Source organism: Fibrobacter sp., from assembly GCF_017545445.1.
Lineage (GTDB): Bacteria > Fibrobacterota > Fibrobacteria > Fibrobacterales > Fibrobacteraceae > Fibrobacter.
This window is the reverse complement of record NZ_JAFWOM010000117.1, coordinates 1-11,805: the sequence shown is the minus strand read 5'-3', so window position 1 is coordinate 11,805 and position 11,805 is coordinate 1. Positions and strand designations below refer to the sequence as shown.

Sequence of the window (11,805 nt, the reverse complement as noted above, 5' to 3'; positions counted from 1 at the left end):
CTATTCCTCTTTCATACATTCGTCAATTTGCTTTTGAATGTATTCTGCGTTGGAGTCGAGCTTTGCCTGATAACGCGGATTTACTGTTGTATCGCCGTCGCAAATTTGTTTGGTGGCAATAGATCCGTTAAAATATGGCCTTTGGGCTTTGATGTTGTTTAGGCAAGATTTTTTTAATTCAAGTTCATTGATGCTTATGGAATTCTTGACACTGTCTGTAAGGCTTTTATTTGTTTTGTAAAATTCATCGTATAAGTTATTGAAATTGATAAAGTCATCTTTGGTGCAAAGTGGAGACGGTGGCTCCGCACTGCTAGATGATTCGCTGCTTGAACTGATGAATTTTTCTTTGTATTCATCCCAGGAGTAAATGATATTACCTTCTTGCATGTATTCGTCTTTAGGGAGGTAATTGTGTTTCTCAATTGTGGAATTGTCATAGGATTCGTGAACGGAGTATATTTTCCCATTGGTGCAGTGGAACAATACTAACCATGTATATCTAACGCAATGGGAAACTCCGTAAAGGGGAGCGTCTTCAAATTCTGGAAAAGTCTCTAGCGAGTCTTCGACTGTGCTCAATTCTTCTAAAGTTCGTGTTTTGTTGTTTCTCAGGAGATCTTTGATATTGTTGGCTATTGTCGAATTATTTTTATATCCTTCATTTTCTTCTAAAAAACATTCTGAATTGTGGCCGGCGTTTCCTCTGGAACAATTTACAGTAGTGTCGCTTGCGAGTTTGTGTGTTAGGATTGCGCTGGAACTGCTCGAAGAATTCTCCGTGGAACTGCTTGAAACCGTTTCGGAACTGCTCAACGGCGTTTCGCTAGAGCAACTTTTTATATTTACAGCACTGCTTGTAGGGCTTTCTGCGGAACTACTTGAAGAAGGTTCGCTTTCGTTATTGTAAGGAATGATAGGAGAATTTTCGCTATCTCCGCCGCAACTTGCCCAAAATAGAGTTGTTGCTGAGAATAAAATTTTTTTCCAGTGTTTGCGAATGTTCATAATATTCTCCCGGTGACATGCAGTTCTATTTTCTTTAAAATAAGTTTTTTTTGAAGAAATGAACAAATTTTATTTTCGCTTTAATTCTACTACGTAATCCGCGGCGTCAACAAAGTCCTGCGCATGTTCGATGGCGATGACGGTGTGGCCTGCGTTGCAGAGTCCGTGAATGAGTCCTAGCAATTGTTGGATGTCCTTTTGATGCAAGCCGCGTGCGGGTTCGTCAAAGAGGAACAATGTGTTCGGGGTTTTTGCACGTGCAAGCGTGATGGAAAGTCGGAGTCGTGCGCGTTCGCCACCGGAGAGGTGTGCTGTTGTTTGCCCGAGTTTGAGATAGTCGAGACCTGTATCGACGAGCGGTTTTAGCTTTTCGGCAAACGGTTTCATGTTTGTGAATAGCTTGTATGCACTGCCGATTTCCATATCCAAGATATCTGCGATGGAGAGCGACTTGAAGCGAACTTCTAGGACTTCGTCGCGGAAACGCTTGCCGAGACACACGGGGCATTCGGATTCTTCGTAGCCGAGCGGATCGTAAATCACGCCTTCGCCTTTGCAGTTTTCGCAGCGGCCTCCGGGAGCGTGCATGCTGAACTTTGACGCGGTGTAGCCGCGCACTTTGCTTTCGGGGAGCTTGGCGAACAAGTCTCGGAGCAATGTGGCAAGCCCGATGGCGCTCAAGACGGTGCTGCGTTTGCTCCCGTGAAAATCTCCGGTTGTGAGGATGGAAAGTGCATCGATGCCGAGCTTTTTGAATTCTTCGGCTTTGGCGCGTTTGGCGATGTTTTCGAAAAGGAGTGTCGATTTTCCGCTGCCGCTTTGGCCTGTGATGACGCTGAATTTGTTGATGGGGAAGGTGGCGTTGACCGGCGCCATGTCGAACTTCGCGAAGTTTTCAACGAAAATTGCTGCGTATTCCTTGAATTTGTCATCCTCGGAGCGAAGCGTAGGGGATCCATTATTTTTCGTCTTTGTACTTTCGCTTTGCTCCTCGCAATGACATCCTACATTTCTTCCTACTTCCGACTTCCGACTTCCTACTACTTTAATCCATTTTCCTGTGGGCGATTCTGGATTGTTCAGCACTTCGTCGCGGTTGCCTTGGAACAAAATCTCGCCGCCTTTTTCACCGGCTCCCGGCCCCATTTCAATGATGTAGTCGGCACGTTTGATGATTTGCGGATTGTGTTCTATGAGTACGAGCGTGTTTCCGCGTTTGCGGACTTTCTCGAGAACTTTCCAAAGTGCGGCAACGTCGCTTGCGTGGAGACCGCTGGCGGGTTCGTCAAGGGCGATCAAGAGTCCGTTCAAGTGCCCTGTGCTGAGGCTTGCGAGTTTGAGCCTTTGCAATTCACCGCCCGAAAGCGTTTGCCCGGCGCGCCCTGGCGTGAGGTAGCCGATGCCCAAATCGTTGATGGCCTCGATGCGGTCGAGGAGCGAATTGGAAGTCGCTTTTAGATTTTGTCCAATTTTATCGTCGAAAATTTGGTGCAAAAGCTTGGGCAGTTCCGCAAAATCCGTATTGAGAATTTGTTTGTAGCTAATTTCGTCGATGGTTGCGTTTAGATACGTTTTTTTGAGGCGGAGCCCATTGCAGTGGGGGCAAACCGTATTTTCGTCTTCGTCGATTTCTACATCGGATTCGGCGCGACTTTTGCGGTTGCTCCCTTTATCTTTTGTTGTTGCTTCTTGAACGATTCCTGTGCCGTCGCAGTACTCGCAGACGCTTGCACGGTTGTATGGCGAAAATGCCCGTGCATCTAATGATGCGATGGAGTCTTGTGTTGCGTCTTGTGTGACTTTCGATTTGTGCTGCTTGTTACCTGCGTTCGGGCAGCAAGGCTTTGTGCTGTAAAATTTGCGTTCGCCTGCAATGTCAAGCGTGATTGCAGAATGCGTAAGCTTTAATGTACCGTCAACGGCTTCGGCGATTCGTGTGCGTGTGTTATCGCGAACGATGATTCTATCGACGATGATGAAAAATTCTTTGGGTGTCAAGACTTTTTCGCCGGGCAGCAAGTCTGCGAGCGAATACATGGTGCCATCGGCAATCGCACGCGTAAAACCTTGTGCTAAAAACACTGCGGATAGTTTGTCCAACGTAGTGCGTTTTTTGTCATTCCCGCCGGCATTATTGTCATTCCCGTTCGCTATAATGTCACCCCGGCCTTGCGATGCACTGAGCTTGTCGAAGTGTTCCGGGGTCGCCTTTCCCGTTTGCAACTCAATTCTCGCCAAGAACTGTAGCTTTGTCCCGACAGGCATTCCCGCGATTTCGCGGATGATTTCTTCTCGGCTCTGGCTCACCATCGGAGCTCCGCAAATCGGGCAGGCGGGCTTTGCAAATGCTGCAAACAACGTGCGTAATGCGTTGTCGCATTCGGCAATCGAAAGTGCCGTTGCTTTTGCTGGGGCTTCTCCGCGTGTGGCGGCAATCGCCAAACTCGCCGGGAGTCCTTCGGCGCTGTCGAGCGGAATGTTTCGCTTGCCTCCGAGCAAATCTGCCGCGAACGGCGAAAGCGTCTCAAGATAGCGTCGCTTGCTTTCTCCATGGAGAGTGTCCATCACGAGCGTCGATTTTCCGCAACCCGACGGCCCGCATACAACCGTAATTTTCCCCAGCGGAAATTGGGCGTTGACATTCTTTAAATTATGGAGTCTGCAACCGCGAATTGTAATGTAATCAAGCATCGTTTAAAAGATAATTATTAAGTGTGTAAATACTATATTCTCAATAATGAAAACATCTTCAAAATATTTATTCTAGAAAGCGGCCTGTCATGAAGTTGCTAATTCCCTCTTTGCTCGCGTTATTTTTTGTTGCATGTGACAATGGTTCGTCAACCTCGGCGACGTCGTCTTTGTCAGATGCGGGTAATGAATATAATGCGGTGACAAATACTCTTAAAGACTATCGAAACGGTCAAATCTACAAGACTGTGACAATCGGCACTCAGACTTGGATGGCTCAAAACTTGAATTACGAATCGGCAAACAGCTACTGCTACAACGACAATGCTAGCAACTGCACCAAGTACGGTCGCTTATACACATGGGCGGCGGCAGTGGGCAAATCGGAAGATGTCTGCGGCTATGATCATAGCTGTTCTTTGCCTTCGGGCTATATTCAAGGCGTGTGCCCTAGCAGCTGGCACCTGCCGACCAAGACCGAATGGGAAACCCTGATCACGGCGGTGGGCGGACCGTCAACTGCCGCCAAGATCCTCAAGTCCACATCCGGATGGAATAATGATGGCAACGGCACGGATGCTTTTTCGTTCTCGGCGTTGCCTGCTGGCTACAGGGATTACAATTGGTATTACGACTACAAGGGCCTCGACGCTAACTTCCGGAGTTCTACAGAGTACGGTAGCGGCAACGCGTACTTCATGTACTTGGGCTACTACGACGACAATGCAGGCCTGTACGACGTCAACAAGGGCAACGGGTTTAGTGTTCGTTGTCTAAAGGACTAAATCAATAATTGTAATCCATCGGTCGTGTATTGCTGTATTTTGCAATCAACGCTGGCGAAAGAATAGCTTCTGTTTATTGCCTGCGTAATGAGCATCCTATCAAATGGGTCGCGGTGGTTTTCTTTTTTGGGAAAGTTTGGATACAGATAAAGAATCGGTTTCGTTTAGCGTTGTAAAGCTGAATCTACATCCCCAGCAATTCTTCTGGGGTGATTGAAAAATCATCGGCGAATTTTACGGATGCTTTTCCCTTTAATGAGCCTAATTTTCGTTTTTGGATGGTTTTTGTTTGCGCTTCAATCGTTTGACATTGGTGTATTCTGATTTTTTCTTCAAGTGCAGAATATGTCATAAATGCCTCCGGAAATATCGACTTCATTAAAATACATTTTTTTCGAGAGAGGATGTATTTGTGCTACTAGGCATATTCTTTTGAACCTCATTTTTAAGTCTGCTTGTAAATCTACAAACGGAAATCTCAAAAAACGGAATCAGCCTAAATTTTGCAACCAACCGTTAGCAAGAATGTTGGAAAATTCTTTTTACAAAAATTATATTTACAGTTATGAAAAATTTATTGATTTCTTTGTTGGTTTTGTTGCTGTCAACAGACGTCTTGGCATCGTACGTGGCTGTGCTAGAGACGGGAGTCGATGGCGATGCGAAAAACTTAGTCTCTTTGAACGACCGCCAGTTCCTCACGAACGTTTTGCGCGAAGAGGCGGTGAAGCAGCTACCAGCCGTGCAGAATTACACCATCATGACCCGCGAGAATATTATGCAGATGCTCCCTCCGGGGAAAGCGATTGAAGACTGCGAGGGCAGTTGCCTCGTGGAAACGGGCAAGAACATCGCTGCGGATTACGTTTGCCAAGCACGCGTGGGCAGTTTTGATGGCGATTTGACGCTTTCGGCTGAACTTTATGAAACGGCAGGGAACAAGCTCATTGCAAGTTTCAATGGGTCGGGAGCAAGCCTGAAAGCTTTGCTCGCTATTGTCAGGGAAAATTCCGTTGCATTTTTTGGCGTGGTGAAAAACATGACTCATCCGGTGTCTGAACCGGTTGCGGCTGAAATTAACGAGAATAAAGAAGTTGTTCCAGTCCCTGCAGAAAATGTTGTTGTTGAGCAAAAATCGGAAACGCCCCTCATGAATGAACCTCAAGCTTCTGATTCTTCTGATTCGGTGCGTGTGCTTGCGAATGAAGCTTATCATGAAGTAGAGAATAAAACGGTGCCGCAGGTGGGCGAGAGCATCCCTGCGAATGTGGGCGAGTCTGCTGAAAATGCATCCGCTGAAAACGTTGCTAAAAAGAGCGGACCTCGTTGGGTTGTATTTGGCATCAGTGCTGCTGCAACGGTGGCTGGGGCTCTACTCGCTGTGGCTGGGAACAGTCAGGCGAAAAAGGCCGCCGAAAGGAACAGCGACGACTTGCAACGGGATTTGGATGAGGCGAAAACAGGTCAGACGCTTCGTAGTGTTGGTATTGGCGTTGCTATCGCCGGTGCAGTCGGCATTGGGTTCAGTTTTGTGTTCTAGGAAGAGATGATGTTAGATGAGAGACAAGAGACGAGAGACGAAAACGGTTCGATAAGCTCACCGACCTTCTGTCATTCTGGAGTGAGCCGTAGGCGAGCGATAGGATCCAAAACAGTTTGTTTTCAACGCGAATCGAAGTGCTCAGGTCGAAGGCGTTTGTCATTGCGATGGAGCTTAGCTATACGATACTTGGCAACTTGTTGCCGTAGTAGAGTTATCCTCTTTGGGGAGACCGTGGCAATCTCTTGCTTAATCCTCCTTTCCGCGTGTACGGACTATGTTTCGCAAATTGAAGATAAAATAGAAGAACGTGAGCGGATGTCTCTTATTGAATCGTCTGATAATTCTGCGCCCAGGACTTCAACATCTGTCGCTAAGTCGAGTAGCAGTGTAAAGTCTAGCAGTTCAAGTGATGAAAAATTGTCTAGCAGTTCTGTAGAAGAGGAAAAATCTTCTTCATCTAAAAAAGTATGTGCAGTTTCCCCGTCAGTAAAGAATAGGAATGATTCTAGTCAGATAGTTATCCGTTTTATGCCTTCGTGGACAAATACAAACGCTATTATGTATGTCGCCGGAGGCGATTCTGCCTTAATGAAGACTGTTAAGAATTATTGTGGTTGGTTTGAAGCAAAGACGTATTTGCCTACGAAAGGCTTTTATGTCTCTTTTAAGCAGACTGTTGGGGCAAAAATTACTCCAGTGATTCCACTAGATAGTGTTGCTGCCTTGAGTGATTCGCTGTGGGTTATAGAAAACTCGAACAATGAACTAGAGGTGTATGCATGTTACCCGGGCATCCTTGGTGATTGCCCCACCAAGAGGCTTCCGGTAATGATGTTCGACTGGTTGCATGGCACCAATGGAGATGGCGATGGTGAAGGCAAAAATGGAGACCCCGCTAATGGAGTCAGTGCAGACTTCGGTTCCGGCGGATGTGGTGGAAGCAATGCTATAGATGCCAATGGTAGAGGTCTCATGAAAGGTATGGTCGAGGATCTGCTTGGCGCCAATGGTGTCCCTGTACGCGCAGCCAATTTCCCCGAAAACTGCAAAATTACAACGCATCTTGATAACTGGTTCTTGCCCGAAGTTGTTGCTGAAAAAGACGGAAAACAGTACACCAACGCTACCTGCCGTTCTATTGAGTTGCAACTTCAGGATGATGGTCTCTGGCTTGGGCAAAAGGACAAAAACAGCCCTGAAGGCGGACTTTTCTTGCTTGATGACTTTGAATACCTAGATACAGCAAAGACTGTTGCAAATCCCTATTTCGACAACATCTCTTTCAGCGGCAAGAAACACAATTACGGCTTTACGATGAAAATTCAAGCAGCGTTTGATTATATCCCGGGTCAATACTTTGAGTTCTTTGGCGATGACGATGTGTGGGTGTTTATCAACAATCGCCTCGTTGTTGATCTTGGCGGTCAGCATGCGCAGGTCTTGGGGGCCGTTGATCTCGATACGCTCGGACTGACCGAAGGCAAAAATTATCCGTTCCACATTTTCTATGCCGAACGACATACATCCCAATCCAACTTCATGATGAGAACATCCATAGATTTGAAATCCTATGATTATGAAAATTTTTGCCACTAAATTTTTTTAGCGAGAAACAGCATGAGTATAAATCATTTGTCTTGGATGCTCTTTGTTGGATTCTTTTATTCCGCCTGCACTGATTACGTGGCACAAATCGAAGATAAAATAGAGGAACGAGAGCGAACATCGATTATTAATCAATCGTCTGATGACTCCAGAGATACTGATGTGATAGGTTCCATGACTGACTCCCGCGATGGCCAAAAATACAAGACTGTCAAAATTGGCGAACAGATTTGGATGGCGGAGAACCTCAATTATGAAACTGCGAACAGCTATTGTTATAATGACAATGCAAGCTACTGCTCCAAGTACGGCCGCCTTTATACATGGGCCGCTGCGATGGACAGCGTGGGCACGTGGAGCAAGAACGGCAAGGGCTGTGGTTATGGCACAACCTGTTCTCCGACTTATCCTGTGCGTGGAATATGCCCTGAGGGCTGGCACCTGCCAACAGAAGCGGAATTCGAAACTTTGTTCACGGCAGTCGGCGGTAAATCAACCGCAGGCAAGGTGCTCAAGTCCACGACTGGCTGGACGACGTATAGCGGCATCACCAACGAGGAAGCCTTCGCCTTCTCTGCGCTCCCTGCCGGCGGCAGGTACAGCAACGGGAGTTTCAGCTACGAGGGCGACGTCGCGAACTTCTGGAGTTCTACTGAGTACAATAGCTTCAACGCGTACTACATGTACTTGTACTACGACTACGACGGTGCAGACCTGTACGGCAGCGTCAAGTACTACGGGTTTAGTGTTCGTTGTCTAAAGGACTAGTAGTGAGGCGAATGTTGCGCAGAAATGCTAGCGTTTCTGCATTGCTGAGCCGAGCAACGAGGGACTCCGCAGGAGTCCCCTAGGTGCTTTTTTAGGGAACGTTGCACGAATCTCCCTGCCAGAGGGTAGGGTGCATAATAAAAAAATGTATATTGTTCACGATGATCCAGGAATCCTTTGAATTTGTTGTGTATATGATTCATGCCTGTGCGAACAAGTGGAATTGCTTGCCGTCTTTTGTGTATCGGAAACTGAAGGAATCGGGATGTATCCAGAAATTTCTCGTACCTAATTACGAAATCCTACACACTCAGAGTACGGACTTTGTTGTTCGTGACATCGAAGAATACCTGAAAGTTCGCAAGGTGGCGATATGATTGTCTATCACGGCTCAAATATTGTTGTTGAAAAGCCTGATGTCAATCACTCGTTCAGTCCATTGGACTTCGGTAAAGGGTTCTATGTTACGACTGTTCGGGAACAGGCTGTTCGGTGGGCTAATCGAAAGGCCGTTGTCAATGGCTCGACCCCTATTTTGAATGTATATGAGATGTCTGAAATTCCTGCGAGCTTGCTGAAAAAGTTTTTTCCCGATGATTTAGAAGAGTGGATAAACTTTGTTTGTGATTGTCGCGACGGAAAACCGGAATACGCAAAATACGACATTATCATGGGCAAAGTTGCGAACGACAAGGTATTTAGAGTCGTCGATATGTATCATTCGGGAATTTGGGATTTAAAACGGGCGTTGGAAGAAATTAAGGTTTATCCCAATTATGACCAAATTGCTTTTATAACTCAACGTGCCATTGATATTCTTCTCAAATTCAAGTCTAGCGAAGAGGTTTAGTATGGTGGACGGTGATGTTCTAGAAAAAGTCTATCAGGAACGCCTGGAAGAGCGTATTATCGCCTACGTCGCTCAACAAAAAAATTGTTCTTTGGAAGATGCCATGGACTTGTACTATCATAGCAGTTTGGCTGATAAAATCAATCAGGGACAAGACGGAATCCAGTACTTGGATTATAAAGTGTTGGCTCAGATTCTGATGGAAAAGGAACACTGCTAGGTTTAGATATTGTGTTCTTCATCATTCCTTTTTAAGGATGTCTTTCTCGGCTTATTTCGGCATTTGGTTCTTTGAAATTTTTTTATTTTCAAAAGTCGTTTTTATAAACAACCGATAATTGAAAAATGCATTTCCATCTGGATTTGCGACTTTGAATTGCCGCAGACAATGGGGAATTACATTGACGAATGGGCTGTTTACAGCAGGGAATCGCTGAACAGGGGAAGACCGAAGCGATTTTTCCTAAAAATAAGTATATTATGGTTAATCTGCCAAGGTTCAACAAGACCGCAGACGAAGTGAAAGACCCCGTTGACATTTGGCTCTACGTGCTCAAGCATGCGCATGAAGGCAAGCCCCTTCCTGACTTTGGGAATGACATTGTCAACGAAGCCTTGAACCGCATCAAAATCGAAAATCTGGACAAAACCACCTTGACCGAAGCGGAGAGAGAAATGACTACAAAAGAAGAAATGGCTTGCTGTCTCGCTTATGCGATAAGAAAAGCGGAAGAAGAAGTCAGAAAAAAAGCTGAAAAAGCTAAAGAAGCGGCAATAAAAGAAGCTAAAGAAGCGGCAATAAAAGAAGCTAAGGAAGATGCCGAAAAAGAAGTTAACGAAAAAGTTGGGAATGCCAAACTCGAAATGGTCGATGCCATGCTTGCTAATCCTAAATTGACGAACGAAGATATCTCCGTCATTTCAGGTTTTCCGCAAGACGAAATTGAAAAACGTCGTGCGCAACTACAAAAATGAAAAAAAAATTTTTATCTAAACCAGTAACAGTAAGAAAACGAATCTCGAAACATCGTTCGGGATAAATTCAGTCGAAGGGACTCTCACAAACTCCCGCGACGGTCAAACCTACAAGCCTGCAAAATCTGTCTGTGTTTAAGTTGTCTTGTCCTGTTTGGAAGACTCTGTTTCGTCGTGTTCTTCGATTTGCGAGACTTTGGTGAACCAGTAGTCTTCGCTGTTGATGGAGCTCATGTTGCCTATGAGCGCGTCTAGGTCTAGGTTCTTGATGTCGTTGTTTTCGTTTGCCATGTAATGAATATAAAAATCATTCGAAAAGAAGGTTCTCGCTTGGGGCGGGAATGACATTTAAAATGACTGCTTTTAAATGTTTTTTGTAGATTTACAGTGTCTTTAGCGAAAGGAGCTTTTATGTCGATTGCCGAAATTTCAAAGAAATTCCATGCGGATAAGCGCGGAAACTGCGCAATGTCCGTGGCTTATGGCTATGCGCGAGCAACGGGCAAGTCCGAGGACGAAGCGGTGAAAGCTGCCGAGATGTTCCGCGCGTTCGGTGGTGGCAAGGCTCCAGATGGCTTGTGCGGGGCACTCTATGCAGCAAAAATGATGCAGCCGGACCATGCAGAATCCATCGAAGATTTCTTTAAGCGCGGGGCGCATGGATGCACCAAGTGCGCGGAAATTCGCCCGAACAAGATTATCCCGTGCAACCGCTGTGTGGAACTGGCGGGCGAGGCACTTGACTTTTTAGAAGGTTAGCTGGGCCAAAGACACAAGGCTTTGGATGCGGTTACGCATAAGCTTGGATGTGCAAAAAAGGAAAATGCCGACTCCCAATTAGGAATCGGCATTTCTATTAAGTGAGGAATTCAAAAAGAGATTCTATTTCGAAAGCATCTTGCCGTTAAGCGTTGCTATCCAGTGCTTATCTCTTGCCTTGGCAGGAATTTGCAGAGTCGATTCTCCCGCCTTGATTTGAGTCTTGAACAGAACAGCTCCGTTCAAATCGACAAGGGCAAATTTTCCACCCAAAGTCGTATAAATCTCAAGCTGGTTGCCGTTTACGACATAGAAGTTTGTCGGAGACAGTCTATACTCATCCATGTGCATTTTGGGCGGAAGTGTATCCGTTTTAATCGTGTCTATTTTGGATGTGTCAACCTTGGCTGTATCGACTTTAGTTGTATCCTTCTGCCAATGTGGATCATGGATTTCAGGATCAACGGGCTCTGTCACGACGGGATTCGCCGGTTCCGTAAATCCGAATTTTTGGTCCATCCACTGCATTCTTTCTTTCATCTTCTTGCGGAGATGTTCCACTTCGCCGTCCCAGGTATTGGCGTTGTTGCCGCCCATGCCCATCTTCATGCCACTGCTTCCGCTGCCGTTACAGTATTTCATCGGCTCTGGGTCTTTATCGCCCTGGCCGCTGTTTTGCCCTAGGTTCGGCCAGCGCTTGAAGTTTCTGTCGGCGGCTTTCGTCAAGTAAGTCTTCATGGAATCTAGGTATGCGTCCATGACCTTGGTGTGCCACACGCCGCTGCGGAGTTCCGCCCAACGCTTTTTCAGTTCGTCCTGGT

The 11,805-nt window shown here is 46.2% G+C and carries 14 protein-coding genes; 9 read left to right on the top strand and 5 right to left on the bottom strand.

The features are described from left to right. Positions 1-1,008 (bottom strand): hypothetical protein, encoded by a 1,008-nt coding sequence (locus IKG78_RS12795; protein WP_290944075.1) that lies wholly within the window; start codon positions 1,006-1,008, stop codon positions 1-3. A 69-nt stretch (positions 1,009-1,077) separates the two neighbouring features. Further along, positions 1,078-3,699, bottom strand: a complete 2,622-nt coding sequence (locus IKG78_RS12790) for an ABC transporter (RefSeq protein WP_290944073.1) — start codon at positions 3,697-3,699, stop codon at positions 1,078-1,080. 89 nt (positions 3,700-3,788) lie between these two features. On the opposite strand from IKG78_RS12790, the gene IKG78_RS12785 reads away from it, so the two are divergent. Next, on the top strand, positions 3,789-4,484 hold the full coding sequence (locus IKG78_RS12785) for a fibrobacter succinogenes major paralogous domain-containing protein (protein ID WP_290944071.1): 696 nt from the start codon (positions 3,789-3,791) through the stop codon (positions 4,482-4,484). A gap of 184 nt (positions 4,485-4,668) precedes the next feature. Here IKG78_RS12785 and IKG78_RS12780 read toward each other — a convergent pair whose 3' ends face one another. Then, positions 4,669-4,836 carry a hypothetical protein gene (locus IKG78_RS12780; RefSeq protein WP_290944068.1) on the bottom strand — a complete coding sequence of 56 codons (168 nt, stop codon included), beginning with the start codon at positions 4,834-4,836 and terminating at the stop codon, positions 4,669-4,671. Between the two features lie 213 nt (positions 4,837-5,049). Here IKG78_RS12780 and IKG78_RS12775 point away from each other — a divergent pair, with 213 nt between their 5' ends. The 7 genes from IKG78_RS12775 (at position 5,050) to IKG78_RS12745 (ending at position 10,225) form a co-directional block, all read left to right on the top strand. Further along, positions 5,050-6,024 carry a hypothetical protein gene (locus IKG78_RS12775; RefSeq protein WP_290944066.1) on the top strand — a complete coding sequence of 325 codons (975 nt, stop codon included), beginning with the start codon at positions 5,050-5,052 and terminating at the stop codon, positions 6,022-6,024. Positions 6,025-6,258: 234 nt separating this feature from the next. Continuing rightward, positions 6,259-7,623 (top strand): fibro-slime domain-containing protein, encoded by a 1,365-nt coding sequence (locus tag IKG78_RS12770; RefSeq protein WP_290944064.1) that lies wholly within the window; start codon positions 6,259-6,261, stop codon positions 7,621-7,623. Positions 7,624-7,644: 21 nt separating this feature from the next. Further along, positions 7,645-8,400, top strand: a complete 756-nt coding sequence (locus IKG78_RS12765; protein WP_290944061.1) for a fibrobacter succinogenes major paralogous domain-containing protein — start codon at positions 7,645-7,647, stop codon at positions 8,398-8,400. A 161-nt stretch (positions 8,401-8,561) separates the two neighbouring features. Next, positions 8,562-8,777 (top strand): DUF3791 domain-containing protein, encoded by a 216-nt coding sequence (locus tag IKG78_RS12760; protein WP_290944058.1) that lies wholly within the window; start codon positions 8,562-8,564, stop codon positions 8,775-8,777. Beyond that, positions 8,774-9,250, top strand: a complete 477-nt coding sequence (locus tag IKG78_RS12755) for a DUF3990 domain-containing protein (protein WP_290944056.1) — start codon at positions 8,774-8,776, stop codon at positions 9,248-9,250. Before IKG78_RS12760 ends, IKG78_RS12755 begins: the two co-directional genes overlap by 4 nt. A gap of 1 nt (position 9,251) precedes the next feature. Then, entirely contained in the window at positions 9,252-9,470 is a 219-nt protein-coding gene (locus IKG78_RS12750; RefSeq protein ID WP_290944053.1) for a hypothetical protein, read from the top strand. Positions 9,471-9,658: 188 nt separating this feature from the next. Further along, positions 9,659-10,225: a hypothetical protein gene (locus IKG78_RS12745; protein ID WP_290944050.1), complete on the top strand. Its 567-nt coding sequence runs from the start codon at positions 9,659-9,661 to the stop codon at positions 10,223-10,225. Positions 10,226-10,360: 135 nt separating this feature from the next. Here the strand turns inward: IKG78_RS12745 and IKG78_RS12740 are convergent, their stop codons facing one another. Further along, positions 10,361-10,516 (bottom strand): hypothetical protein, encoded by a 156-nt coding sequence (locus IKG78_RS12740; RefSeq protein WP_290944048.1) that lies wholly within the window; start codon positions 10,514-10,516, stop codon positions 10,361-10,363. 120 nt (positions 10,517-10,636) lie between these two features. Here IKG78_RS12740 and IKG78_RS12735 point away from each other — a divergent pair, with 120 nt between their 5' ends. Further along, a complete protein-coding gene (locus IKG78_RS12735; protein WP_290944045.1) occupies positions 10,637-10,984 on the top strand; it encodes a hypothetical protein in 348 nt (115 codons plus the stop codon). A 123-nt stretch (positions 10,985-11,107) separates the two neighbouring features. On the opposite strand, the gene IKG78_RS12730 is transcribed toward IKG78_RS12735, so the two are convergent. After that, positions 11,108-11,805: CotH kinase family protein (locus IKG78_RS12730; RefSeq protein ID WP_290944042.1), on the bottom strand; the 698-nt coding region annotated here is incomplete at its 5' end.

What these genes read in the sequence shown, in the direction of transcription:
- IKG78_RS12750 (WP_290944053.1), top strand. Translation starts at nt 9,252, where the DNA reads ATGGTGGACGGTGATGTTCTAGAAAAAGTCTATCAGGAACGCCTGGAA.
- IKG78_RS12735 (WP_290944045.1), top strand. Translation starts at nt 10,637, where the DNA reads ATGTCGATTGCCGAAATTTCAAAGAAATTCCATGCGGATAAGCGCGGA.
- IKG78_RS12740 (WP_290944048.1), bottom strand. Translation starts at nt 10,516, where the DNA reads ATGGCAAACGAAAACAACGACATCAAGAACCTAGACCTAGACGCGCTC.
- IKG78_RS12795 (WP_290944075.1), bottom strand. Translation starts at nt 1,008, where the DNA reads ATGAACATTCGCAAACACTGGAAAAAAATTTTATTCTCAGCAACAACT.
- IKG78_RS12785 (WP_290944071.1), top strand. Translation starts at nt 3,789, where the DNA reads ATGAAGTTGCTAATTCCCTCTTTGCTCGCGTTATTTTTTGTTGCATGT.
- IKG78_RS12765 (WP_290944061.1), top strand. Translation starts at nt 7,645, where the DNA reads ATGAGTATAAATCATTTGTCTTGGATGCTCTTTGTTGGATTCTTTTAT.
- IKG78_RS12790 (WP_290944073.1), bottom strand. Translation starts at nt 3,699, where the DNA reads ATGCTTGATTACATTACAATTCGCGGTTGCAGACTCCATAATTTAAAG.
- IKG78_RS12745 (WP_290944050.1), top strand. Translation starts at nt 9,659, where the DNA reads ATGGGCTGTTTACAGCAGGGAATCGCTGAACAGGGGAAGACCGAAGCG.
- IKG78_RS12760 (WP_290944058.1), top strand. Translation starts at nt 8,562, where the DNA reads ATGATCCAGGAATCCTTTGAATTTGTTGTGTATATGATTCATGCCTGT.
- IKG78_RS12775 (WP_290944066.1), top strand. Translation starts at nt 5,050, where the DNA reads ATGAAAAATTTATTGATTTCTTTGTTGGTTTTGTTGCTGTCAACAGAC.
- IKG78_RS12755 (WP_290944056.1), top strand. Translation starts at nt 8,774, where the DNA reads ATGATTGTCTATCACGGCTCAAATATTGTTGTTGAAAAGCCTGATGTC.
- IKG78_RS12780 (WP_290944068.1), bottom strand. Translation starts at nt 4,836, where the DNA reads ATGACATATTCTGCACTTGAAGAAAAAATCAGAATACACCAATGTCAA.